General features: G+C 56.5%; 24 protein-coding genes. 9 read left to right on the plus strand and 15 right to left on the minus strand.

From position 1 onward, the window contains the following. Positions 1-100 precede the first annotated feature (100 nt). The 3 genes from JN414_RS08830 to JN414_RS08840 all read left to right on the plus strand — a co-directional run bounded on the left by JN414_RS08830 (position 101) and on the right by JN414_RS08840 (position 3,469). On the plus strand, positions 101-1,225 hold the full coding sequence (locus tag JN414_RS08830; RefSeq protein ID WP_202207560.1) for a Ppx/GppA phosphatase family protein: 1,125 nt from the start codon (positions 101-103) through the stop codon (positions 1,223-1,225). After that, positions 1,222-2,022 (plus strand): RlmE family RNA methyltransferase, encoded by an 801-nt coding sequence (locus JN414_RS08835; protein WP_046901679.1) that lies wholly within the window; start codon positions 1,222-1,224, stop codon positions 2,020-2,022. The genes JN414_RS08830 and JN414_RS08835 overlap by 4 nt, the downstream gene beginning before the upstream one ends. A gap of 85 nt (positions 2,023-2,107) precedes the next feature. Next, positions 2,108-3,469 carry a sodium:solute symporter family transporter gene (locus tag JN414_RS08840; RefSeq protein ID WP_202207561.1) on the plus strand — a complete coding sequence of 454 codons (1,362 nt, stop codon included), beginning with the start codon at positions 2,108-2,110 and terminating at the stop codon, positions 3,467-3,469. Here JN414_RS08840 and JN414_RS08845 read toward each other — a convergent pair. The 4 genes from JN414_RS08845 to hpnD form a co-directional block, all read right to left on the minus strand. Further along, positions 3,437-4,069, minus strand: coding sequence for a hypothetical protein (locus JN414_RS08845; RefSeq protein ID WP_202207562.1), 633 nt, complete (start codon positions 4,067-4,069; stop codon positions 3,437-3,439). The two genes, JN414_RS08840 and JN414_RS08845, sit on opposite strands and share 33 nt — an antisense overlap. Next, on the minus strand, positions 4,069-6,057 hold the full coding sequence (gene shc / locus JN414_RS08850; RefSeq protein WP_202207563.1) for a squalene--hopene cyclase: 1,989 nt from the start codon (positions 6,055-6,057) through the stop codon (positions 4,069-4,071). The genes JN414_RS08845 and shc overlap by 1 nt, the downstream gene beginning before the upstream one ends. A 73-nt stretch (positions 6,058-6,130) precedes the next feature. Beyond that, positions 6,131-7,426, minus strand: a complete 1,296-nt coding sequence (gene hpnE, locus JN414_RS08855) for a hydroxysqualene dehydroxylase HpnE (protein ID WP_202207564.1) — start codon at positions 7,424-7,426, stop codon at positions 6,131-6,133. Between the two features lie 5 nt (positions 7,427-7,431). Beyond that, complete coding sequence (gene hpnD, locus JN414_RS08860) at positions 7,432-8,307, minus strand: presqualene diphosphate synthase HpnD (protein ID WP_202207565.1); 876 nt, start codon at positions 8,305-8,307, stop codon at positions 7,432-7,434. Positions 8,308-8,443: 136 nt separating this feature from the next. Here hpnD and JN414_RS08865 point away from each other — a divergent pair, with 136 nt between their 5' ends. Next, on the plus strand, positions 8,444-8,887 hold the full coding sequence (locus tag JN414_RS08865; protein WP_202207566.1) for a cupin domain-containing protein: 444 nt from the start codon (positions 8,444-8,446) through the stop codon (positions 8,885-8,887). Positions 8,888-8,970: 83 nt separating this feature from the next. Continuing rightward, a complete protein-coding gene (locus JN414_RS08870) occupies positions 8,971-10,146 on the plus strand; it encodes a pyridoxal phosphate-dependent aminotransferase (RefSeq protein ID WP_202207567.1) in 1,176 nt (391 codons plus the stop codon). A gap of 39 nt (positions 10,147-10,185) precedes the next feature. Here the strand turns inward: JN414_RS08870 and hpnC are convergent, their stop codons facing one another. From hpnC to hpnA, 3 genes are read right to left on the minus strand one after another with little or no spacing between them, the layout of a single operon-like run. Beyond that, complete coding sequence (gene hpnC / locus JN414_RS08875; protein WP_202207568.1) at positions 10,186-11,046, minus strand: squalene synthase HpnC; 861 nt, start codon at positions 11,044-11,046, stop codon at positions 10,186-10,188. Further along, positions 11,043-12,185, minus strand: coding sequence for a glycosyltransferase (locus JN414_RS08880; RefSeq protein ID WP_202207569.1), 1,143 nt, complete (start codon positions 12,183-12,185; stop codon positions 11,043-11,045). The genes hpnC and JN414_RS08880 overlap by 4 nt, the downstream gene beginning before the upstream one ends. Then, positions 12,185-13,180, minus strand: coding sequence for a hopanoid-associated sugar epimerase (gene hpnA / locus JN414_RS08885; protein ID WP_202207570.1), 996 nt, complete (start codon positions 13,178-13,180; stop codon positions 12,185-12,187). Before hpnA ends, JN414_RS08880 begins: the two co-directional genes overlap by 1 nt. A gap of 138 nt (positions 13,181-13,318) precedes the next feature. Here hpnA and JN414_RS08890 point away from each other — a divergent pair, with 138 nt between their 5' ends. Continuing rightward, positions 13,319-14,488, plus strand: a complete 1,170-nt coding sequence (locus tag JN414_RS08890) for a lysylphosphatidylglycerol synthase domain-containing protein (protein WP_202207571.1) — start codon at positions 13,319-13,321, stop codon at positions 14,486-14,488. After that, the gene (locus tag JN414_RS08895) at positions 14,488-15,366 is read left to right on the plus strand and encodes a prephenate dehydrogenase/arogenate dehydrogenase family protein (RefSeq protein ID WP_202207572.1); all 879 of its coding nucleotides are present in this window, start codon (positions 14,488-14,490) and stop codon (positions 15,364-15,366) included. The genes JN414_RS08890 and JN414_RS08895 overlap by 1 nt, the downstream gene beginning before the upstream one ends. Before the next feature lie 51 nt (positions 15,367-15,417). Here JN414_RS08895 and pyk read toward each other — a convergent pair whose 3' ends face one another. The 4 genes from pyk to JN414_RS08915 all read right to left on the minus strand — a co-directional run bounded on the left by pyk (position 15,418) and on the right by JN414_RS08915 (position 19,029). Then, positions 15,418-16,848 (minus strand): pyruvate kinase, encoded by a 1,431-nt coding sequence (pyk, locus tag JN414_RS08900; RefSeq protein WP_202207573.1) that lies wholly within the window; start codon positions 16,846-16,848, stop codon positions 15,418-15,420. A gap of 24 nt (positions 16,849-16,872) precedes the next feature. Continuing rightward, positions 16,873-17,802: an SH3 domain-containing protein gene (locus JN414_RS08905; protein WP_202207574.1), complete on the minus strand. Its 930-nt coding sequence runs from the start codon at positions 17,800-17,802 to the stop codon at positions 16,873-16,875. A 79-nt stretch (positions 17,803-17,881) separates the two neighbouring features. Further along, positions 17,882-18,259, minus strand: a complete 378-nt coding sequence (locus JN414_RS08910; RefSeq protein WP_202207575.1) for a DsrE family protein — start codon at positions 18,257-18,259, stop codon at positions 17,882-17,884. Further along, entirely contained in the window at positions 18,256-19,029 is a 774-nt protein-coding gene (locus JN414_RS08915; protein WP_202207576.1) for a HesA/MoeB/ThiF family protein, read from the minus strand. The genes JN414_RS08910 and JN414_RS08915 overlap by 4 nt, the downstream gene beginning before the upstream one ends. A gap of 97 nt (positions 19,030-19,126) precedes the next feature. Between JN414_RS08915 and JN414_RS08920 the strand changes: the two genes are divergently transcribed. After that, positions 19,127-19,660, plus strand: a complete 534-nt coding sequence (locus tag JN414_RS08920) for a DUF2939 domain-containing protein (protein WP_202207577.1) — start codon at positions 19,127-19,129, stop codon at positions 19,658-19,660. An 11-nt stretch (positions 19,661-19,671) separates the two neighbouring features. Here the strand turns inward: JN414_RS08920 and JN414_RS08925 are convergent, their stop codons facing one another. Beyond that, positions 19,672-19,896: a DUF3126 family protein gene (locus JN414_RS08925; RefSeq protein ID WP_202207578.1), complete on the minus strand. Its 225-nt coding sequence runs from the start codon at positions 19,894-19,896 to the stop codon at positions 19,672-19,674. A 189-nt stretch (positions 19,897-20,085) separates the two neighbouring features. Between JN414_RS08925 and JN414_RS08930 the strand changes: the two genes are divergently transcribed. Beyond that, positions 20,086-20,685 carry a hypothetical protein gene (locus tag JN414_RS08930; RefSeq protein WP_202207579.1) on the plus strand — a complete coding sequence of 200 codons (600 nt, stop codon included), beginning with the start codon at positions 20,086-20,088 and terminating at the stop codon, positions 20,683-20,685. Between the two features lie 33 nt (positions 20,686-20,718). Here the strand turns inward: JN414_RS08930 and JN414_RS08935 are convergent, their stop codons facing one another. Genes JN414_RS08935 through JN414_RS08945 form a run of 3 tightly spaced genes read right to left on the minus strand, consistent with a single transcriptional unit; the run spans position 20,719 to position 23,838 of the window. Continuing rightward, entirely contained in the window at positions 20,719-21,420 is a 702-nt protein-coding gene (locus JN414_RS08935) for a pyridoxine 5'-phosphate synthase (protein WP_086633223.1), read from the minus strand. Further along, positions 21,417-22,415 carry a 4-hydroxythreonine-4-phosphate dehydrogenase PdxA gene (pdxA, locus tag JN414_RS08940; RefSeq protein WP_202207580.1) on the minus strand — a complete coding sequence of 333 codons (999 nt, stop codon included), beginning with the start codon at positions 22,413-22,415 and terminating at the stop codon, positions 21,417-21,419. The genes JN414_RS08935 and pdxA overlap by 4 nt, the downstream gene beginning before the upstream one ends. A gap of 1 nt (position 22,416) precedes the next feature. Next, on the minus strand, positions 22,417-23,838 hold the full coding sequence (locus JN414_RS08945) for a M20/M25/M40 family metallo-hydrolase (RefSeq protein WP_202207581.1): 1,422 nt from the start codon (positions 23,836-23,838) through the stop codon (positions 22,417-22,419). Positions 23,839-23,841: the final 3 nt, after the last annotated feature.

Consider the following 23,841-nt stretch of genomic DNA (forward strand, 5'->3'; position numbering starts at 1 on the left):
TTTTTGAAAAAACTGATATTTTTCTTGCGGTAAGACGTTTTCCCGTCTCATGCTGCATATTCAAGGTCCCAGCACGGGCAAAATCGGGAGCCTAAACAAGATGATGAGGCAAGGAGCGGAGCAGAGGCTTTCAGGTCAGGCGCAAATTCGCGCGTCTGGTGCCCGTCAGGCCGGTCCGTTCTTTGGGGCCATTGATCTTGGGACGAATAACTGTCGGCTGATGATTGCCGCAGGCACACCGAATGGGTTTCGGGTCGTGGACAGTTTCAACAGGTCTGTCCGGTTAGGGGAAGGTCTGCGTGTCAGCGGCCGACTGGCTGAAGAGTCTATGACACGCGCGCTTGATGCCCTGCGCATTTGCGTCGAGCGCATGCGGCAATGGCCCCTCTCCCACGTTCGCGCTGTGGCCACCGAAGCCTGCCGTCGCGCCGTGAATGGTCGCGAGTTCCTTGAGCGTGTGCAGACCGAAATTGGTCTAACCATTGATATTATTACGGCGCGTGAGGAAGCAGAGCTCGCGCTGGAGAGCTGCTCTCCTCTCTTCCGGATGCCCTCACGGCCACCTTCTCAGTCTGAACGTGGCGTTCTGTTTGATATTGGTGGTGGTTCCACTGAAGTCGCATGGGTGCGTGTTGATCAGGAGCGTAAGTCTCAGACACTGATTGGGACAACCAGCATGCCTGTGGGTGTCATCACGCTTCAGGAGATGTTCGGTGAAGGCCATGGCTCTTCCTATGAAGAGATGGTTTCTCACGTGCAGACCCACCTTGTAGGTTTTGAGAATGTTCACCGCATTCGCCGTGAAGTCGCACAGGGGAATGCGTGCCTGCTGGGTACGTCTGGTACTGTCACGACCCTTGCCGGCGTCGCTCTGGCCCTGCCCCGTTATAATCGCGCGGCGATTGATGGCCTGATTTTGCCGGGGCAAATCATGCGAAGTGCCATCGACACGCTCCGTAGCCTTTCGCGCGATCATTTGGCGATGCATCCCTGTGTCGGACAGGATCGCGTAAAGTATGTTCTTCCGGGTTGCGCAATTTTCGAGGCAATTCATCGGACATGGCCTATAGAAGAGGTCACGATTGCCGATCGGGGGTTGCGTGATGGCATGCTGCTGCGTATGGCCCGCGATCATGGTCAGCGTTTCACTAGAGAACGCCGCAGGACCCATCGACATGTAACGCCCCGTTCGAGGGGCCCTCTCGGGAATTACGCCACGATATGAAGCCGCCCAGATCCCGCTCCGGTTCTTCCAAAAAGGATACGGGACCCAAGCGCATCCCTGGAAAAGCTCTCAAGAGTGCTGCCGCACCAGGTGCAGCTGACGCTACTCAGGACGCCTCTACTTCACAGACGGCCCGCAATAAGGTCGTCACCCTCAGAACAGCTCGTGGGCGCACCACGGCACAGCAGCGCTGGTTGAACCGGCAGCTCAACGATCCCTATGTCGCGGCAGCCCGTAAACAGGGCTGGCGTTCACGTGCAGCCTTTAAGCTGATTGAAATCGATGATCGGTTTCACATCATCAAGCCGGGTGCGCGCGTCATCGATTTGGGAGCGGCCCCAGGCGGCTGGTCTCAGGTTGCAGTCAAACGTGGCGCTGGCAACATTGCAGGTGTGGACCTCCTGCCTGTCGATCCTGTCAGCGGTGCCGAGATCATTGAAGGGGATTTCACAGATCCGGAAATGCCTGATCGCTTGAAAGAAATTCTCGGCGGTCCAGCAGATCTTGTCATGTCTGATATGGCTCCCAACACAACGGGCCATGCCGCAACAGACCATATGCGGATTATGGGACTGGCAGAGGGTGCACTGGATTTTGCAGTTCAGGTGCTGGCTGAAGGCGGAAGCTTCGTGGCCAAGGTCTTTCAGGGTGGTTCTGAAAAACAGATGCTTGAGTCCATGAAGAAAGCCTTCTCTTCGGTCAAGCACGTCAAGCCGCCTGCTTCCCGCAAGGAATCAAGCGAACTCTACGTCATTGCCACCGGTTTCCGCCCCGAGCGATTAAGCGACGAAGGCTGATCGTTGAACTGACGAGCGCTTTTTTAAGGGCGCTCGTCAGTTCCAGTGCTTGACCGGATCACGTTCCACCTACAGAACGGACAGGATGATCCAGAGCCTTACTGTCATCCTGCTTTACCTCGTGTCGTTGCCGCTTTTTGCGCTCACTCTGGCGCGGCAACCTCATAAAGATCTTCCGCCTTGGGCTATCTGCCTCTCGTTAGTTGCAACCGAGACATCTACACTGACGATCGTCAGTGTTCCTGGCGTGGCATACCTGCACGGATATGTTTTTCTGGGGCTGGCAGTCGGGTATCTCCTCGGACGCGTGGCTGTTGCCTGGTGGTTTCTGCCTCTGCATGAGCGGGGCGCGACATCCATCTATCGGTATGTTGGCCAGCGGTTCGGAACGCGTCTTCAGAAGCTGGTGTCTGGCACGTTCCTGCTGACGCGTCTTCTTGCCGAGGGTGTACGTTTGTACGCTGGCATGATTCCGGTTTCCCTGTTGTGTGCGAGTATCGGCTATCCCATTCCGGATATTGTCCTGCTCATGGGGATTGTCATTCTCACGCTGGCTTATACGCTGGCCGGTGGTCTGAAGGCTGTCGTCTGGTCCGACACGCTTCAATTGCTTCTCTATCTCGGCGGCAGTGTCGCGTGTGGGGTCGTGCTGTTCAGCCGCTCAGGGACTGATATTTTTCATGCGGCTCCCATGTTTACTGCGGGATTGCCAGCATTCACCAATCCTTTTTCCGTAGCCGGAGCTGTTGTTGGCGGCGCAATTCTTTCCCTTGCCTCACACGGTACAGACCAACTCATGCTTCAACGTTGCCTCGCAGCAAAGACGCTCAACGGCGCGCGGACAGCGATGATTGGAAGTGTGTTTGTCGTGGCGTTGCTGTTCGCCCTGCTCTCCTTTGTCGGGGTGGGGTTAAGGGCGCTTTGGCCTGATTATCACGGTGCCCCAGACGCACTTTTCCCGCAGTTTGTTCTGACATTGCCCCCTATTCTGCGCGGACTGCTCGTAGCTGGCATTCTTGCTGCGACAATGGGATCTCTTTCCAGTGCCATGAATTCAATGGCAGCCGCGACAAAAAGCGATTTTTTTCCGAAGAAGACGCTGTCCCTGCGGACGGCGACCTGTTTCTGGGCCGTTCTGCTTGTGGTGACCGCGCTGTCTTTCTCTCACCCGACAGGCTCTGCCGTCGTGTTCGGGCTCTCAATCGCGTCTTACAGCTATGGTGCGACGCTTGGAGTGTTTTTGCTGGCTATGGTCGGACATTCACGAGATGAGGCAAATGGGATTGCCGGTTTTCTGACGGCCGTCGTTGTTTTGGCCGGTCTGGCGATGGTCAGGATTGACGGCCATTCCATCGCCTTCCCTTGGCTGGTGCCCGCAGGCGTTCTGGCGACTTCTGCGGGAGCTAAAGTTTTCTCACAGCTGCGGCGGATGGGCTTCCAGGAATAAGGCCATTGCTTTCTGCGCCATGGCAGCGTCCTTCCCCAGCTCGATGAGCGCAGGAATCTGCGATGGCTGCCTGACGAGAGAGGACAACAATCCGCCAAGATGGATGGCGCCATCCTTGAGGCCATCCCGTGCAGCTGGCGGCAGGCTGCGGGCTGAATCATCGCAGACGACACGAAGGACTGCGAAAGGCTTGCCGGTTCTGGCTATTGCGCCGCTTTCCATATCGACGGCGATGCAGCCTGTGGTTTTGTAGAGACGGGATTTTTCTTCCGCCGTTTCGATGAGGCTGTCGCTATGAAGAATGCGCCCCTGACGGGCATGGTCTGCTCCGAACTGTATGCTCAGACCCGCATCGGCCTCGTAGCTTGAATCGCTCATGACAACACAATCTGCCACGATAATCGTGCCCGGTTTTACGCTGGTTGATAGTCCGCCAGCGCATCCGAAAGATAGCAGACGTGTTGCTCCAGCGCGCAGAAGCCTCTCGGCTCCTGCCACAGCGCCTGATGCTGTAGCATTGCTCAAAGCAATCGGTGCGTCCGGCAGGAAACGGCGAATGATGCGCGCTTCCTGCTTCATTCCCACTAGAACGCCGAGCATCAGAAACCGTATTCCACGCGACCGGTGTTGCTGGTTCCCAGATTGCGGTAACGCGAAAGAGCCTGAAGCGGGAAGAACTGCTTGTAGCCGTGATAGCGGAGGTAAAATACCTTCGGGAAGCCAACAGCGTTATAGGCGTCTTCCTGCCATTCGCCGTTATCATCCTGCTTTGATGTCAGGAAGTTGATGCCACGCTTAACGGCTTCACTGTCACGGCGGCCCACAGCCATCAGCGCGAGAACAGCCCAGGCGGTTTGTGACGGCAGGCTCTCCTTGTACGTGCCTGGAGGCGCGCCTTCATAGGTTGCGCAATCTTCGCCCCATCCGCCGTCGGCACGCTGAACGTCTTCCAGCCATGTGATGGCGCGCTTCACCATCGGGTCATCATAGGAGATGCCCGCAATGTTCAGGGCGCAGAGAACAGACCAGGTGCCGTAGATATAGTTCGTGCCCCAGCGACCGAACCAGCAGCCTTCTTTTTCCTGCTCTTTGCGCAGGTAATCGAGTGCCTTATCGATAACTGGCCGGTCTTCCGGATGGCCAAGCTGACAAAGGAAAGAAATGCACCGTGCGGACACATCGGCAGTTGGTGGGTCCAGAAGCGCGCCATGATCCGAGAACGGAATATGGTTCAGCATTTCGAGATCATTATCGATGTCGAACGCGCCCCACCCACCATTGGTGCTTTGCATTCCAATGATCCATTCCCGTGCGCGTTCAATGGCTTCACGGTTCTCTTCAGGATCAACACGATGCAGAAGCATGCCGACAACAGCCGTATCATCCACATCCGGGTAGTAATCGTTTTCGTACTGGAAAGCCCAACCACCCGGGCGTAAATTGGGTGTGTTGACTGCCCAGTCTCCTTTGACATCCAGGATCTGGCGGTCCCGCAGCCATTCAGCACTTTTCTTGAGCTTCGCGATGGTTTCGTCCCGTTTGGTGGGATGAGCACCGGATGCCGCTTCCATCATGGCAAGCCCTGACAGTCCTGTATCCCATACAGGGGAGACGCAGGGCTGGCAGTAAATTTCGTCTTCTTTTTGAACAAGAAGGTCCTGAATGGACTCCCATGCCGTGACCACGCGTGGATCGCTATCGGGAACGCCAAGCGCGCGATACATCATGACCACGTTGGCCATGGCAGGATAGATCGCTCCAAGGCCGCCACGACTCAGGCGTGGTTCGATAAAGCTGATGGCAGCCTTGATGGCCTTCTCATGGATGCGGTTAGGAATGAGCGGCAGGACAGGCCGAAGCGCAGAGTCCAGATGTTTGAAAGCCCGTCCCCAAATTGAGCGGTATGGACCCCGGATCCAGTCCTTGACCAGCTCAGGTGGTTTGACGAACAGTTCCTGGATATGAATGCCACGCGGATTGATGGCGGTAGGCTTCATAGCCCCCACTGCCAGCATCGGCGCCAGCACGCATCGTGACCAGTACGACATGTTCCAGACTGAGAAGAATGCCTTCCGCGGGAGCAGCATGAGCTCGACCGGCATGACAGGCGTGGCATCCCAAGGCACTTCACCATACAGGGCAAGCTGGATGCGTGTGAACACATTGGACCGGGCAGCCCCACCGTGGTCCAGAATGGCTTCGCGGGCGCGACGCATATGTGGCGCGTCTATATTGTCCCCGATGGCTTTGAGCGCGAAGTAAGCTTTTACACTTGCGGACAGGTCAAAGCCGCCGCCAAAATAAAGCGGCCAGCCGCCATGTTCACCCTGAATGCGGCGCAGATAGACGCCAATCTTGTCCTGCTTTTCCTGATCGATGCGGTCAAGATAGTGTTCCAGCAGAACATATTCGGCAGGAATGGTTGCGTCTGCCTCAAGTTCAAAAACCCAATGTCCGTCGTCTTTCTGGCGATTGCCCAGAGCGGCATGGGCCCCCTCAATGGCACGGTTGACGTTTTCGGCGTCGACAGGCTTGTGGGAAAGGGTCTCGCTCACACGGTCCTCCTTTTCATCAGGATAGATCAGCATTGTTCAGGTCTCCCGGGACATGCAGCCCTCATTATCGGGAGTTGTGTTACAGCCATGGTTTCGAGAGCACTCATCACGTTTCCGTGTTTTTCACGGCAGAACGGAAACCCAGAGCACTGACCGCTGCCAGTCCGGATTGAATGGCCCCTTCGATCGTTGATGGAAGCCCCGTATCCGTCCAGTCTCCCGCCAGCGCCATATTGGCGGTGTCTGTCTTCGCTTTGGGGCGACGGCAGTTTTGCTCTGGTGTCGCGGCGAATGTCGCTCGTTTTTCCCGTAGCAGCCGAGCGGGTGGCATCGCGACAGGGAGTGGCTGAGGCAAAATGGGATCCAGTGCGCGCCGGATTTCAGACCAGATCGTGGCAAGCATCTCGTTGCTGTCGCGATCTGCGTAGCGATTAGCGGCGCTAACCGTGACGGAAAGGACGTCGCCTTTCAGAAAGATCCACTCCGAAATACCACCCACGAGACCTACAAAACCTGCCTGAGCGACGACGCCCCTCGCCTCTACGGGCGCAGCAAGTTTGAAATGCGCGTTTGCAATGCTCTCGAACGCGTCTGGCACAACCAGTTCCGGCACAAGGTTCTGGGTGACTGGAGCGGGTGTAGCGACAATGATGTGGTCTTCCGGACCAAGCTCAATGCGGCCTTCCGTCGTCTCAATGGCAGTCGCGCGGCCATTCTCTCTTATGATGGTGCTAACACGAACGCCCGTGCGGACCGTCGCATGATACCGGTTCAGGTATGAAATCGCTGGGTCGACCAGTGTTTCAGATAGGCCAATTTTTGGGAACCAGGGGCAGCAGGCCATACCGCCTTGTGCCAGAGACTTTCGGATGACGTTTCCCAACAACAGTGCACTGCCAGTGTGCAGGTCTGTGTTCAGAACCGAAATGGCGAAAGGCTCCAGGAGGCGTCGGCTTAGCTGACCGGGTTTCAGGCACTCTTCCACAACGGTCGTGTCATCAGCTTTCAGGAAACGCCCGAGGGATGCCAGTTCGGAAAGCTTCATCCCTGGAACGCGGCGACCGCCGGGTAATGCCCAGAATGGGACTTTTCCTTTGGAAAGCCGAAGTGTCCAAGCCAGATCTTCTGCCAGATCATAGTAAGGAAAGATCGGAATACCGGGGCCTGCCAGTGTGTGACGGGCGCCGAGAATATCCAGATACCGGAATGTCAGGTTGTTGGCCGACAGCAGAAGATGGTTGCCGTTGTCGATCAGGGTATCGAGCGTGCGGTCATGAAAAGAGCGTGCGCGTCCGCCACAGGCAGGGCCCGCTTCATAGATCGTGACCTGGGCCTGGGCGGCAAGTTCTACGGCAGCAGACAGGCCGGACAGCCCTCCGCCAATAATATGAACGTGGCTCATCGGGCTTACTTCACATATGCCGCCAGAGCGCGGACTGCCCGCCAGCCTTTACTGACTTTCGGAGAAAGCTCCGGGTTTTTCCATCCACGCTTTTCGAGGGCGTTCAGGACAGGCTCATAAGACGCTGCCATCATGCGTGCTGGACGCATGGCGGTGCTGTCGCATTCTTTCATTGCGCGGCGTGCTTCACGGAAATGATCATGAGCGCGGCGGCTCAGGATACGTGCCACATCATCCAGGCCGTGTGCGTACAGAGCTTCTTTTGGATTATTGGGTACGTTGAAGCGTTCCAGCAGTTCTGACGGAAGGTACAGGCGGTCCCGCGCTGCATCTTCAGCAATGTCGCGCAGGATGTTGGTAAGCTGGAGGGCGCGACCTAGATGTTTTGATACACGGTCAGCCGCTGCGGAAGAGTCGCCGAAAGCACGAACTGAAAGGCGACCTACGGCTGACGCAACGCGGTCGCAATACAGATCCAAGGTTTTCTCGTCAGGCGCGACAATGGGGGCGCCGCAGTCCATGGCCATGCCATCAATGACTGCGTGGAAATCTTTGGCTTGCAGTTGGAAACGGAAGATCGCTGCGACAAGAACACGGTCGAGTGCGTCCTGCGTTTCCCCCTGATACAGGCGGTCTATACGTTCATGCCATTCCTGTAGGGCCTGTGCGGGGTCAGCGACATTTGTGTCACCATCAGCAATGTCGTCGACCTGCCGGCAGAACGCATAGATTGCAAACATGGCCTGCCGTCTCGCAGCCGGTAAGACCTTCATACCTCTGGCAAAAGACGTCCCGGAGGCTGTGACAATGTGCGCAACATGGTCAAGATCGGCCTGCGCGCAGGGAAGACCAGAAAAAGCACGCGCCCTGCTGAAAACCATGTCTGTCACCTGTTCTGTTTCAGAAATTCTGCGTTCTAGCCCCAAACCGGGATGTCACAAAGCCGACACGAACGGAATGGGATGCCATACGTTTCTATGATGCCAAAAGGCAACACTCTTCCCAAAGGAGTATCCGATGAAGTTCCGTTTGTCTCTGATCCTTCTGTCCTGCCTGACTGCGGGTTCTGTTGCTCATGCAGAATCGTCGACTGCCACTGCCCATGCCGATCACTTGCTCAACGCATCCCATTCCTGGAATGGCGTGACCTACACACCGTATTCAACGGCCCAGCCTGAACTGAGCATGATCCGGCTGACCATTCCGCCTCATACGGCCCTGCCCTGGCATGTCCATCCATTTCCAAACGCTGGCTATGTCCTGCAAGGCACCCTGAAGATTGAAGACCGGGAAAGTGGCAAAACCAGAACCTTTCACCAGGGCGAAGCCTTTGCGGAATCAGTGAATGATGTGCACCGTGGTGTGTCAGGAGATGTCTCGACTGTTCTTCTGCTGACCTATGCGGGCGTTGAGGGTAAGCCGACTTCCATCCCTGTGGACAAGCAGAAGCCAGAATACTGAAATCCGATTTCATTTCGGGCTTTGACAGACAGATCGTTCCGTTTCTAGTATGTTTTCAGACACACTAGGAGCGTGAGCCGAGCATGACCGATTGCCTGTCCCCTGAAGCAAAAGACGATCTTCTCTCACGCGGTTATTCCCGTCGTAGTCTGGGCCGCGTAGCTGCGCTGATGAGTGCAGGCATGGCAGTCCGGTCACTCGTTGGGCGTGCGGAGGCTTCCCCCCTGACCGCGCTGCCGCCCGGTGATGTCACCAAGATGACCCGAATTGGCAGTAACGAGTGCTGGACTGGTCCGTTCCCAGCCGCTGCCAAGGCGGGTGCCGCTGCCGTTTTCGAGGGGAACCGGTATGATCCGACGGGCCATACACGCGAAGACCTGATCCGTACGGCTGCCAAGATCGATAACGTTCCTGAAAACTGCATTCTGCCATGGGGTGGTTCATCTGATCCGCTCTGTCGCACGATCGTGACGTTCTGTTCCCCAACACGTGGCCTCGTTACGGCTGATCCAAGCTATGAAGCCGGATGGGTGGCTTCCGAATGGCTCAAGATCCCGCTGGTCAAGGTGCCGCTGGATGCCTCGAACGGTTACAAGACCGATGTCAAGGCGATGCTGAAGGCCAATCCGAACGCGGGCGTCTATTATATCTGCTCACCGAATAATCCGACTGGTACTATTACGCCGTTGGAAGATATTCGCTGGCTGGTCGCGAACAAGCCGAAAGACTCCATTGTTCTGGTTGACGAGGCCTACATTCACTTCTCCAATGCTCCGAGCGCTGTCTCGCTCGTTGCTGAAGGGCGTGATGTCGTTGTCCTGCGGACGTTCTCGAAGATGTTCGCCATGGCCGGTCTGCGGCTGGGCTTCAGCATGGCGCCACCGGCCCTGCATGAAAAAATGATGCGTTATGATGGCGTGAACCAAACGCACATGCTGCCAGTTCCGGCCGTAATCTGCGGCACGAAGAGCCTGACAATGACGTCAGATATTGATGCGCGCCGTCGTGAGATGATTGCAGCCCGCGCCATGACGTATGAGCACCTTCAGAAGAAGGGAATCAGCTTCATTCCTTCTGATGCGAACATGTTCGTGATTGACTGGAAGCGTCCTGCGGCACCGATCAAGGATGCGTTCCTGAAGGAAAACATTATCATCGGTCGTTCCTGGCCCATCTGGCCGAATGCCTCCCGTATTACGGTTGGCTCCATGAGCGACATGAAAAAGTTCTGTGCAGCGCTCGACCGTATTATCGGCTGATTTGCCTGAGGGAAGGCCTGAAGCCTTCCCTCATCTTATTTAGTTCGATGGAAAGTAGCGCATAGCCAGAAGCAGTGCCTTTGCGCCGTCTGATTTCGTCAAAGAAACGCGTTCTGCAACGGGGTCCTGACGTCTCAGTTTGCGCGTCAGAATATGCGATAGCTCCACAATAACAGCAGCTTCGAGCCGCATCCGGCGATCCTTGATCAGCATCGGTAATCCGCGGGCTTCGCGATTCAGCGTATCCACCCCATCCAGCATTCTATCAAAAACGCGGCGTAGGCCCGGCTTGCTTCGCACAAGCCGAAGATCATCGAGCGTAACGCCTTCTTCTTCGAGCCAAGGAAGCGGAATGTAGCATCGATCCAGCGTTTTCAGATCTTCAGACGCATCCTGAAGATGGTTGATGACCTGCAATGCGGAGCACAGAGCGTCTGATGGCGCCAGCGTCTCCTGCCCTTCTGCGTGTAGCAGCAGAAGAAAACGCCCGACCGGGTTAGCCGAATACCGGCAGTAATGCAGGAGTTCCTGCCAGCTCTCATAACGTGTCTTCTCGGCATCCATGCAGAATGCTTCAAGGAGATCTGTCGCCGTCTCAAGCGGAACGCCTGTCTTGAGAAGAACCTCTCTCAATTTGACGGCTGTCTGCGCGTCCGCTCTTTGAGGCGCCTGGATTTCCCCACGAATGACGGCAGCCATCCCTTTCAGCCGCGCAATTTTCTGCTGGGGTGTCAGGTCGGGAGTGTCCACCATGTCATCGGCGACGCGGGCGAAATTGTAATATGTATGAACATATGGGCGCAGGCGCCGGGAAATCAGCAGAGAGCCGACAGGAAAATTTTCGTCAGTCTTGCCTTTGGCGGAGGTGACGTCTTTCGTCCCCCAGATGTCTTCTGTCACGATGCCTCATCCGTATAGGAACGATTTTTCCAGCGTACGCCGACCCCTCTGTGGTGGTCTATGGCTGAGCCGACGGTAGCAGCCATATAAAAGGCCGCGACGAATGGTAGCGGTAGCGCCCGCCACAATGGGAGACCAAACCTTTTCAAAGTTGGCAGAAAGGTTGCGCAAGACACGAGATAGGTCAGGAGTCCCACCTTTCTCGTGCGCCCCTTACCAAAAAGCGCCAGCCCGACAGGGAGAAGCCAGATCAGCGTCATTCCCAGAATGGTCGCCAGCAACAGCAATGGAGACTGGCGCAACTGGACGTAAGCTGTCCGGGCAATCATTTCCCAGATGTCTTTAGCGCCGCGATAGGGCCGAACTGACCACGCAAGCTCGCTGTGTCCCAGATAGAGACGACCGCCTGATCGTTTGACATGTGCAGCGAGTGTGCAGTCATCAATCAGTGCACCTCGAATGGCTTCAATGCCGCCAATCCGCTCCAGAGCGCGTCTACGAAGAAGGATCGTTCCTCCCGCTGCTCCGGCAATGCGGGACCGTTCACTGGCCGTCCAGGCAAACGGATAGAGCATGGCGAAGAAGTAAACGAAAGCTGGAACCAGAAAGCGTTCAGCCGAACTCTCGCAGTTAAGGGCGACCATCTCTGAGACCATGTCGAGATCGTCTTCCCGGGCCTTGGCCAGAAGCGTGGCCAGATGCTGCGGCGCATGCATGATATCGGCGTCGGTGAATAGAATATAGCCGTAAGGCCCAATGTGGTTCACTGCCTCTTGGGCACCCTGGTTCACGGCCCACAGCTTGCCGCTCCACCCAGGCGGCCGGGGCGCTCCGGTGAGGACAATCAGCCGGTTATGGGGGTCAGGTACGGCGCGTGCCAGATCCCCGGTTCCGTCCGTGCTGTTATCATCCACGAGAATGACGGAAAGTTTGCCATCGTAGTCCTGCTCCAGAAGAGATTTCAGGCAAGACTGAATGGACTCAGCTTCGTCACGTGCCGGCACCACGATCGCAACATCTGGTGCGCAAGGCGGTGACGAACCTGCTTTGAGAGTTGGACCACCCTGCCAGAATTTCCCGTGGAAGAGTGAGAGGTAAATCCAGGCTCCAAGACTGGTAAGTGCGCTTCCAAACAGCATTATTTCATACGTCCATGCAGACGGAACCAGGAAATTGCATCAGCGATCGCATCCCGTGCAGGGCGGGGTGCATAGCCCAGTTCTCTCTGTGCCTTGAGCGATGAGAAAAACATAAGCTTCCGGGACATGGCGAGTGTTTCGCGCGTTACGCGAGGCTCGATCCCAAATCCTCGCGCAAGCCATTCGGAAACCACGGCAACTGGATAAAGCCAGGATTGCTTGAGCTTGACCCGCGGCGGCTTGACGCAGGCAATTTCACTAGTGAGCCGGAACAGGTCTCCCAGCATCATGTTCTCGCCACCAAGGATATATTTTTCGCCAATCTTGCCGCGCTCCAAAGCGAGAGCATGGCCTTCAGCAACATCGTCTACATGAACGATGTTCAGTCCAGTCTCAACATACGCAGGCATTCGGCCCGAGGCACAGTCGAGGATCATCTGCCCCGTAGGCGTTGGCTTGATGTCCCGCGGGCCGATAGGGGTTGATGGGTTAACGATAATGGCTGGTAGGCCCTTCTCCCGAACCAGCTTCAGGACTTCCTGTTCCGCTCGATATTTGGAAAGTTTGTACGTACCGATGACGCTGCTTTCCGTGACGTATGTTTCTTCGTCAGCGGGCGTACCATCCTTGTTCAGGCCCAGAGCGGCAACGGATGAACAGTACACGATCTTTTCTACGCCCGCCTCAAGCGCTGCAAGCATCAGGTTTCGTGTGCCGTCAACGTTGGCCTTCATCATGACGGAAGGGTCCGGGACCCAGAGTCGGTAGTCGGCAGCGACGTGAAAGAGGATCTTCACACCTTTGAGAGCGGCAGGAAGGGTCGTCGGATCAGACAGATCCCCGATGGCAAGTTCCGCGTCGAGCTCTGCAATGTTGGAACGGTCCGAGTTTTCCCGAACAAACAAACGCAGGCGGTGCCCACGTTCCCGGAGTACGCGGGCAACAGCAGAACCAACGAACCCGGTAGCCCCTGTAACGAGTGTGACATCGTTCATGGTGGCAATCTTCTCCTCGGCTCATCAGCAACAGGTTGAAATTTTTCGGCCACCATACTGCCGGTGGCTTTCGGGGGAAAGCGTCTGCAAGGCTGGAATATTGCAGAGCTGTAGGTTAGAGCGTGTTGCGAACGGTATGTGACGAAGACGTTGAAAAAAACTCTCCCTATTATTCTCTCCCTTCTGGGTGTGGCTCTTTTCACATTCATTGCCGCCAAGGCAGGCATCCAGCCAGTCATGGAAGCTCTTGGAAAAGTTGGCGTCGGAGGTTTCTTCCTTCTGGTGCTGATCCAGCTTGTTCTGGATGTCGGTCTCGGCCTCGCTTGGAAGGCAGCCGTACCGCAGATTGGTCTGGCACGATTGACCGGCGCGCGATTTGTCCGCGATGCAGCCGGTGCCTGCCTGCCCTTTTCCCAGCTTGGCGGAATGGTCCTTGGCGTCCGTGCGACCCTGGCAGGGCATCAGGCTCGGGACGTTGATGGTGAAGATCTTCACTGGCCAGAAGGTGTGGCGGCCAATCTGGTCGACATCACAACAGAGGTTCTGGGGCAGATTGCCTTTATTCTCGTTGCGATTCTCTGCCTCGTTGGCCATCAGGGAGCTGCGCGATTTATCTGGCCTCTGATGGGCGGCATGGTGCTGCTGTCTCTTGGGATTGCTGGCTTCATATGGACGCAGCATCGTGGTGGGTCCATGATCCGCAAAACTGCCACGTTCTTCGGACGCCACATCGCCGCTGACTGGCGAGAAAGCCTGATCGGAAATACGGACATCTTTCAGGCTCGCCTGGAAGCGCTCTGGGGGCGCCCGGATCGAATTATGCTTGGCGCAATCGTTCATTTTAGTTGCTGGGTCGGTGGTGCAGTCGCCACATGGACTGCTCTGGAGCTTTTGGGCGCCCACGTCGGGTTTCTGTCCGCACTTGCCATCGAGGGAGTGGTGTGTGGAATCATGTCAGCGGGTTTTCTGGTTCCGGCTGCCCTCGGTGTACAGGAAGCGGCATACGTCGCGCTTGGCCTGATTTTTGGAATAGACTCACAGATATCCCTCAGCCTGTCCCTGCTCCGTCGCGGGCGTGACATCCTCATCGGCATCCCTGTTCTTCTCGGGTGGCAGGTCGTGGAGATGAATCGTCTTCGGAAGGAACGGGCCACTCTTGTCGGCTCGCATGAAGACGCAGTCTCTTCTGTTCTGAAAAAAGCCAGAACGACCGCGATGACTGGATCTGTCAGCAAGGATGGATCATCAAATCGTGAAAATGAAAAAGAGGACGACGCAGCTTTCGCAGCCGCGCCGCGTACCCTGTAATGCCGCTTTTTCGTTCTCTGGCAGTCATTGGTCCTGGACTGATCGGCTCGTCTGTCCTGCGGCGCGCCAAGGAAATGGGCGAGCTTGCGGAAACGTTAATCGCGGCTGATATCAATCCTGCTGTTCTTGAGCGCGTACGGGAGCTCGGGATTGCCGACGTCGTTACAGACGATATGGCACAGGCAGCGCAGGCTGAGTGCGTGATGATCTGCGTTCCTGTCGGAGCGGTAGAGGCTACGGCGCGCGCTATTCTGCCTCACATGCGACCGGGAGCGATTCTGACGGATGTCGCATCTGTACGCGGGAAACTGGGACCTACAATACAGACACTCCTGCCCGCTGGTGTGGATTATGTTCCCGGTCATCCTATGGCTGGCACCGAGCACTCAGGGCCAGACGCTGGTTTTGCAACGCTTTTTGAGAACCGCTGGTCGCTGCTCGTGCCGCCAGAGGGCGCAAATGAGCTTGCCGTAGAGAAGATCCAGACGCTGTGGGAGCTCTGTGGCGCTCGCACAAAAATTCTTCCTGATGACAAGCATGACCGTATTTGTGCCATGGTGAGTCACCTTCCCCATCTGCTGGCTTTTACAATCTGCGATACGGCGGATAATCTTTCCGAAGAAATCCGCGCAGCCGTTCTCGATTATGCCGCATCGGGCTTTCGTGATTTCACGCGTATTGCGGCTTCTGACCCCGTCATGTGGCGAGATATCTTCATCGCCAACAAGGACGTCCTGCTAGAGACGCTGGATCGCTTTGTCGCAGATGCTCAAGGCATGGCGCAGGCGATACGTGAAGGTGATGAGGCAGCGATTACGAGCCGGATTGAGAGAGGTCGAGCCATCCGGCGCACACTGATTGAAAATCGACAGGTCTGAGTATTTTCCCTTCCTGCAAGAAAACTCACAGGAAGGAAAAATGATTTAAAATCAGGCTGTTGTAATGCGAAGCGTATTTGTGCTTCCAGCCACGCCATAAGGCAGGCCAGCCAGAACGATGACATGGTCCCCATTGCGGCACAGCTTCATGGACAGTGCCATGGCAGCTGTTGGTGCAGCCAGTTCCTCAATGCTCTGAGCAATATGCTCTTTCTCTACGACCTGAGGGAAGACGCCCCAGACAACGCAGAGTCTACGAGCCACTTCCTGATGAGGGGTGACGGCGAGGATCGGACAGTGAGGACGTTCACGAGCCATACGAAGGGCGCCACCACCGCCTTGTGTCCGAACGCCAATGGTCCGAGCATTCAGCGCGGTGCTGACCTGCCACGCGGCCTGAACAATCGCGTCCTGAACCGTCCCTTCCGGCTTCGGGCGGGAGCGGTCCATGCGCAGACGCCATTCGACGTCCTGCTCAACACGAGATGCAATACGCGCCATGATGGAAACTGCTTCGATCGGATACTTGCCGGCCGCACTTTCCGCTGAAAGCATGACAGCATCCGCGCCATCATAAACGGCGTTGGAAACGTCAGAAACTTCGGCGCGTGTTGGCGTTGGGCTTTCGATCATGCTTTCCAGCATCTGTGTCGCCACGATCACCGGACGGCACTGACGACGGGCCTCAGCGATAGCGCGCTTCTGAGCGACGGGCACTTCTTCCGGGGGAAGCTCGACACCAAGATCGCCACGAGCGACCATGATCGCGTCTGAAAGACGAACGATCCGCTCCAGGTCGTCCATTGCCTGTGGCTTTTCTAGCTTCGTCACAATCGCTGCGCGGCCCTTGGCGATATTGCGCGCTTCTTCAACGTCTTCAGGCCGCTGCACGAAGGAGAGTGCAATGAAATCCACACCGAGAGAAAGCGCGAAGTCGAAGTCCTTGCGATCTTTCTCTGTCAGCGCCGGGATAGGAAGCGTTACGTCAGGGACGTTCACGCCCTTTCGTTCAGACAGCTTGCCACCAATGACAACTTCCGTTTCAAGAGCGCCTTCGATGACATTGACGACGCGCAGCTTGAGCTTGCCATCATCCAGCAGGAGATGGCTGCCTGGCTTGGCGGCAGAAATGATCTCCGGGTGCGGCAGGCAGACGCGGTCTATGTTGCCGGGCGTTCTGTCCAGATCCAGACGGAACGGCTTTCCTTCTTCAAGGATGACCGGGCCATTCTCGAAAACACCAACGCGCAGTTTCGGGCCCTGAAGATCAGCAAGAATGGCGAGTGGTCGGCCAACTTTTGCTTCTGCTGCACGGATCGCGGCATGACGCTCGCCATGGTCTTCGTGTGCACCGTGTGAGAAGTTGAGACGGAAGACATTTACCCCTGCTTCGGCCAGAGCAAGGATCATCTCAGGCGAGGACGATGCCGGGCCAAGAGTTGCGACGATCCGCGTGCGACGATGATGGGAGCTGGATGTCATATGTTGGCGTCCTCGCAAGAAAAATCAGTTGGATTGAATCGTCTCTCCTGGGAGAAGACCCCAGAACAGACGACGTGGCAGCCATCCCTCGTAGCCTTTGACGACCACGTGGCACCATTGAGAACTTTGTGGGCAGGCCTTGATATTGCCTACGGTGCCCGGCTGGAGGACAGCAACCACGCTACTGTCTTCCTCCGGATGGCTCATGAGGAGAACATCACTTTTATGCGCGCGGGCTTCGTCCTGCGTCTCGACGTGACCCAGAACGCGTGCATCTGCACGGCCGATGTGGTCTCCGTCCTTGGCGGAAGCCTCTCCCGTCTGAGCTTTCACGCCTTCAGGCGGCAAGCCCGGAATAACGAAAGTTCGGCTGCCATACAGCGTCGCCTGATGGACCCATCCCTTCTGGCCGTCGGAGTCTTCGACAAGTCGCCAGACATCGAATTCACGCTCGATCTGAACTGGGAGACCACGGCGATGATAAACCCAGTCAATGGGATAGCGATCGCCCGGGCCGCGCCGCATATAGACCTTGTCTGCGCGGAGAGCTGCATATCGAGGCAAAGGTAGCCCCGTGTTGCTGCCCTTATCGGTCGGGTCTGTGGAGGGGACATCCGGCGTTGCCTGCGCTGTTGCGGGCTGACTCGTAACGGCCGCTGCGGCTGCCGCTCCGGCTCCGGCCGCCGCTACAGGGGCGACATGTTTGCCAGAGATGTGATGTGATGCATGGTGAGGTGCCTTGACCGCCCCGGCACTGTCATTCTTGGCTTTTACCGCCTTCTTTTTCGCATGAGAGGCCTTGGCAGTAGAGGCATCAGCCTTTGCCGCGTGCTCATGCTTGTGATGACGTGCTTCTGCGGGATGGACGGCCAGCAGAGCTGTGCCAGTCGTGACAGCCAGCAGAAACTGACGGCAGCGGAGTGTTCGGGACAGAGGGGTGACAAGCGTTCTCATGACCGCATCCCTGCCAAGGGTAGAAGGTTTCGGCAAGTCACCAAATCACAAAACTGTCGAATTGTCCCAAGGCGTACACTCATAGTGCCGTGATCGGGCGGTCTCCCGCCTGCTCCAGAAAGGTTACAATACCCCGTACGGAAACGGTTTCCATAAGGGCATCCGGTTTGAGGCCCGTCAGAGCAAGTCCGGTTTCACACGCCATGAGTGTTACGTCGAATTCGATCAAGGCATCACGCAATTCACTGAAACCCGGGACGCCGCGAGCGGCAAGTTCATCATCGGGGATAACCCCTGTTAAACCCGACCAGTCCTTTGCCAAGGCGTGAACACTCTTTCCTCCTGCAAAAATTGTAACCGGGCGCCCCAAAGAGAGCATCCCGGCTGCCACGATAAACGCGTAGTGAGCGCGCTGCCAGGAATCGTCCGCCAGAGTCAGGAACAGAGGGGGTTTCATGCCGGTTTGCTTTCGTTATCGGTGTGGACCGGACAGGAAGGGTCCCTGGCCAAGACAAAGCTCCGCATGGTCGCACCCAGAGCATCCCAGATCATGAGGCGTGTTTCTTCCCGCCCCTCGAGTTGCATAAGTTCCCGCATGACCTCAACGGCCATCAGACTTCCCATGACGCCTGTTGCGGCACCTAGAACGCCGGACTGCCCGCATGTTGGTGCTTCAGTCTGAGCAGCTTCAGGGAAAAGACAACGATAGCAGGGTCCCCCGGTCTGAGGCCGGAAAACGGCCAACTGTCCTGAAAAACCCTGAACAGCGCCTGATACTAGTGTTCGCCCATGTTTTACGCAGGCATCAGAGACTGCAAGGCGCGTCTCAAAGTTATCGGTGCCATCGCAAATCAGGTCGTAGTGCGGAACAAGCTCATTCAGTGTGTCCGGTGTGGCGCGCAGACAATGCGCTGTGACGCGAGATAGCGGATTGAGCGCGGTAAGTCTCTCGGTGGCCGCTTCAGCCTTTGGACGTCCAATGTCTTGCGTCGTGTAGAGAACCTGCCGCTGAAGGTTGCTGAGCTCCAGATGGTCGTAGTCCATCAGGCCGATATGCCCAACGCCGGATGCAGCCAGTTGTTGTGCAAGAGGAGCCCCGAGCCCTCCTGCTCCCACAATCAGGACTGAGGCCTGCCTGACCTGCGCCTGCCCAATGGCCCCCACCTGCGGGAGCAGAATATGACGGGAATATCGCTCAAGTTCGGCATCAGAAAAATCAAGGTTCATCAGGACAAGATAATTGCTGACTTTTCAGACGGAAAGACGTTAGATTCACAGATGTCCACCTTCTCCTGATTTTCAGGGTCTGTGCGGAGGCTTGAGCGTGAAAAATTCTTTCTGGAAAATATCATACCGAGCCCGGCAAGGACTGGGTGTTACAGCGGGTGCCGTGCTGGCTGCCTACGCTGTTTCCCCGTTTCTGGCATTGTGGGATATTGATCGCGCCATGAAGGGCAATAACCCTGCGCGCCTGATCCCTCATGTGGACTGGAGTTCCCTGACACATTCCCTCAAGGAGCAGTTCAGGCCATCTGCCCCTGCCTCAGACGATGATCTGCCGGATTTTGGCAGCTCTTTTGCCGGCAATGCGATATCGAACGCGATTGATACGGAGCTTTCTCCCGCCACTCTTATGACGACAGCGCGTCAGCTGATGCCAGCGGGATCTTCCGGGTATTCTTCCAGTGGTGGCTGGCCAGTACTTGGTGGCCTGCACGCTCACTTTGTGAGCCTGAACAAGTTTGAGGCTCAGGTGGACCAGCCAGGGCAGACTCCATTCGTCCTTCACATGAAGTTCGAGCACTGGGGCTGGAAAATCACGCGATTTGAACTGCCGCAGTCTGCCCCGCGGCCCTGAACAAGGGCCGTTCAGGCCGGGGGAAGATCTTCCTCAAGAACTGTGATGTGAATGGCGTATGAGATTTCGCCTTCATCTTCGTCACGATGAACCGTGCCGATAACTTCGCCTGAAACGGCAAGTTCAACACTCATTCCCTTACGTGCAGGCTTAACGACTGCGAGCTTCGGCGATCCCAGAAGACGCTGCAGCGTCGTTTGAAGGCGTGTCACTTCGGAAGGGGTCATATCGGCCATGAGTGGCACTCCTGTGTTTGGCAAGGTCTTGCCCTGTAGCTCATCGTTACCCTTAAAGGAACCCGTCTCCCCTACCCTGAATGGGTTTCGTGTTGTAGAAACCGGGCTCTTCTTATTTTGCCCTGTCCATTCGGTCCTGTCCGGAATGGTGTAGGGCAGTTCATCCTGACCCCGCGCAAAGGAGACAGAATGCGCCCCTTCCTCTTCCGTACACTCGGAGCTCTCGTCACAACGGCAGCTCTTTCCGGATGCGGTTATTTTGATTCCCGTAACGCTCACAAGGCTCAGTTCGAGATGGTCGGTATGACCGGATACGATCTTCAGGCCTGTGCTGGTCTTCCAGGAAGCACCAAGAAGCTTAACGATACGACAGAGATCTGGCAGTACGATGGTACGCAGAGCACTCCTACCATTTCTTCTGATTCAGGTCTGATTCCTGCACAGTCCATTATCAGCATTTATCAGTCTGCTTTTGGCGGCGGCGGCACAACTTGCCGTATGGTCCTTCGACTGGACCATGATCGTGTTTCCGAAGTGCATTACACGGGAAATGACGACGAATATATCGGCACTGACGGTATCTGCTCCATCATCACCCGGGGTTGTGCTCGCCAGAGAGAGTCGACGATGCATCGTGTAAATGCAGGTCCATTCGGTCCGGTGTCGGCCTTCCACCCACCGGCAACACCGGCACAGAGCACCTCGGCCACATACTCCGACCAGTCCGGAAAATATGTGCCGAAATTCACCGACGACAAAACACAGTCGGTTATTCAGCCAGCCAAGTAAAAACGAAACAGCCGGGATTTATCCCGGCTTTTTTTATGGGCAGTTGATCAGATATTTCATTTTACGAACGGCTGGACCGAGGCCATCGAAAACCGCCTGGCTGATCAGGAAATGTCCAATATTCAGCTCAGCCAGTCCTGGAAGCTTGGCTACAGGCGTCACGTTGTCATAAGTCAGACCGTGACCGGCATGGAGTTCCAGTCCGCAGTCTGTGACGATTCCAGCGGCATGCTGAAGGCGCTCAAGTTCTCCCGGCTTGTTGTGGGCATAGGCGCCTGTGTGAAGCTCCACAACTGCTGCGCCAAGCTCCGCCGAAGCTTCGATCTGGCGCTGATCCGGATCAATGAACAGAGAGACCCGAATACCCGCGTCTTTCAGGCGCGCAATCCGCGGGGCCAGCACTTCGCGATGTCCTGCGACGTCCAGACCGCCTTCTGTCGTCACTTCCGTACGCTTTTCCGGAACCAGACAGCATGCGTGGGGCTTCAACAGGCAAGCGATCCGAACCATTTCCTGCGTTGCAGCCATCTCGAAATTCAACGGTGCTGCGAGTGCCTTGAGGCGTGGCATGTCTGCGTCACGGATGTGTCGACGATCTTCCCGAAGATGCGCGGTAATGCCGTCTCCTCCCCATTTAAGGGCAAGCTTTGCGGCTTCTACAGGGTCTGGGTAAGCATCGCCGCGGGCGTTTCGCAGGGTGGCAACATGATCGATATTAACACCAAGACGAATCATCGGTTGTCTCCCTTTTTATGACGGGACATGGAATCTGCCAGTCTGAGTGCTGCGAGAAGGCTGGATGGATCAACCTGACTGTCTGAACGTCCTACCGGGCCCGCAATATCGAAGGCAGTGCCGTGATCTGGAGACGTCCTGATAATCGGCAAGCCAATGGTGACGTTCACGCCCTCAGCCATATCAAGCGTTTTCAGGGGAATAAGCGCCTGATCATGATACATACAGATCGCTGCGTCATAGCCCGGCCTCGCTGTTGCGCTGAACATTGTGTCTGGTGGGAACGGACCCATCACGGTCAGTCCTTGGGACTTCAATATGGCTATAGCTGGGCCGATGATGGTTTTTTCTTCCGTGCCCATCATGCCCTCTTCGCCAGCATGGGGGTTTAGGCCAGCGATAGCCAGGCGCGGCTGAGTGATACCAAAGTCACTCTGTAAAGCCTTGTGCGTGGCGAGCGTGACCGCAACAATCCGCTCAGCAGTCAGGCTCTCGATTGCCTGGCGCAGAGACACATGGATCGTCACGGGCACAACCCTAAGATGAGGGGATGCCAGCATCATGACTTCCTGCCCATCGCGGTGGCAGAGCGCTGCCAGAAATTCGGTGTGACCGGGAAAGGAAAATCCAGCCGCGGCCAGCACATGTTTGGCAATCGGGTTGGTCGTTACACCTCCCGCCTGCCCGTTCTGAACATATCGGACTGCCTGCTCAATACTTGCAATAACCGTTGGGGCATTGCGTGAATCTGGCTTCCCAGGAACGACCGGGGCACGGCATTCGATTGGCAAAACAGGCAGAGCATCGGAAAATACCTCGTGGGCACTTTCCGGCGCTTCAATCAGTCTGAAGGGTACGGCGTCATTGAGGAGGGCCGGATCACCAAGCCAGAAGAAAGTTGGTCCAGTCTTTCGCAGGGCCGACCAGGCCAGAGCGGCCAGCTCCGGCCCTATCCCAGCCGGATCACCGAGGGTCAGGGCAATCGGAGCGTTCATGTCAGCCTACGTCTGCGAGGGAAGCAATGATGCGTGCCCAGGATCTGACACCTTTGTGGAAGGAGTCCAGGCCGTATTGCTCATTGGGAGAGTGAATACGGTCATCAGATTGTGCGAAGCCAACCATGAGCGCATCTAATCCGAGTGCGTCCCGTACTTCTCCTGCCACTGGAATGGACCCACCACAGCCGATTGTCGCGGCAGGGATGCCCCATTCATCTGTGAGTGCTTTCAGTGTGGGAGCAAGGAAGCGACTGTCACGTGAGACTTCAAAGCCAGGTGAGCCGCCATGCGCCGTGAACGTGACCTTGGCATCTGCTGGCAGGGCAGCATTGACATGCGCGCGGAAGGCTTCACGAATTTTGTCTGGATCCTGTCCCGGAACCAGACGGAAGGACACCTTTGCCATTGCCTTCGCTGGAAGGACTGTCTTGAACCCCTCGCCTTCGTATCCGCCGGAGATACCATTGATTTCGCAACTTGGGCGGCACCAGGTCTGCTCAATGGCTGTATAGCCTTTTTCTCCAGCAGCGACGGATAGGCCGGCTTCTTCCAGCAAGGCCGCATCATCTGGAAACAGTGTTTTCCACTGTGCGCGTGTCTCTGGGGATGGGTCCTGAATGCCGTCGTAAAATCCTGGAAGCGTTACACGGCCGTCAGCATCGCGAAGCGACGCTAAAATCTGACACAGCAGTGCAATGGGGTTAGCTGCGGCGTTGCCGTAAATGCCAGAATGCAGGTCATGAGAGGCACATTCGATGACGATTTCTTCTGCCATCATGCCTCGAAGTGAGGTCGTAATACCCGGGGTCTGACGGTCCGCCATTGAGGTGTCGCACACCAAAGCGATGTCGGCCTTCAGCTCGGTAGCATTCTCCTGAAGAAACGGCAGGAGATTGCTGCCCCCGCACTCTTCCTCACCTTCCAGCAGAACACTGACCTGTACCGGGATGGACCCATGCACGGTTTTCCAGGCGCGGCAAGCTTCAAGGAAGGTCATGACCTGGCCTTTGTCATCGCTGGCACCGCGCGCCACGATGACCTTGCGTCCAGAGGGTTCTTCCACAAGCCGTGGTTCGAATGGAGGTGCTTTCCAGAGGTTTTCCGGGTCAGTCGGCTGGACGTCATAATGGCCGTAAAACAGAACATGCGGCTTGCCTGTCTGGGCCGTATCATGAGCCACGACCATTGGATGTCCGGGAGCCGCCCAGCGTACTTCGCGTATATCTGCGTTCAGACCCATGCTTGCCATATCAGCTCGAAGCCACTCCGCGGCTTTGCGGCAATCCGCAGCGTGTGATGGCTGCGTAGAGATGCTTGGAATTCTCAGGAGGCTGAAAAGTCGTTCAACAGAAGCATCAAGCGTCGTGTCGATATGTGAGAGGACAGCATCCAGAGCTGAAGTGTGAGAAGTGGTCGTCATTAG

The sequence above is a fragment of the Gluconobacter sp. Gdi genome (genome assembly GCF_014132155.1).
Classification (GTDB): Bacteria; Pseudomonadota; Alphaproteobacteria; order Acetobacterales; family Acetobacteraceae; genus Gluconobacter.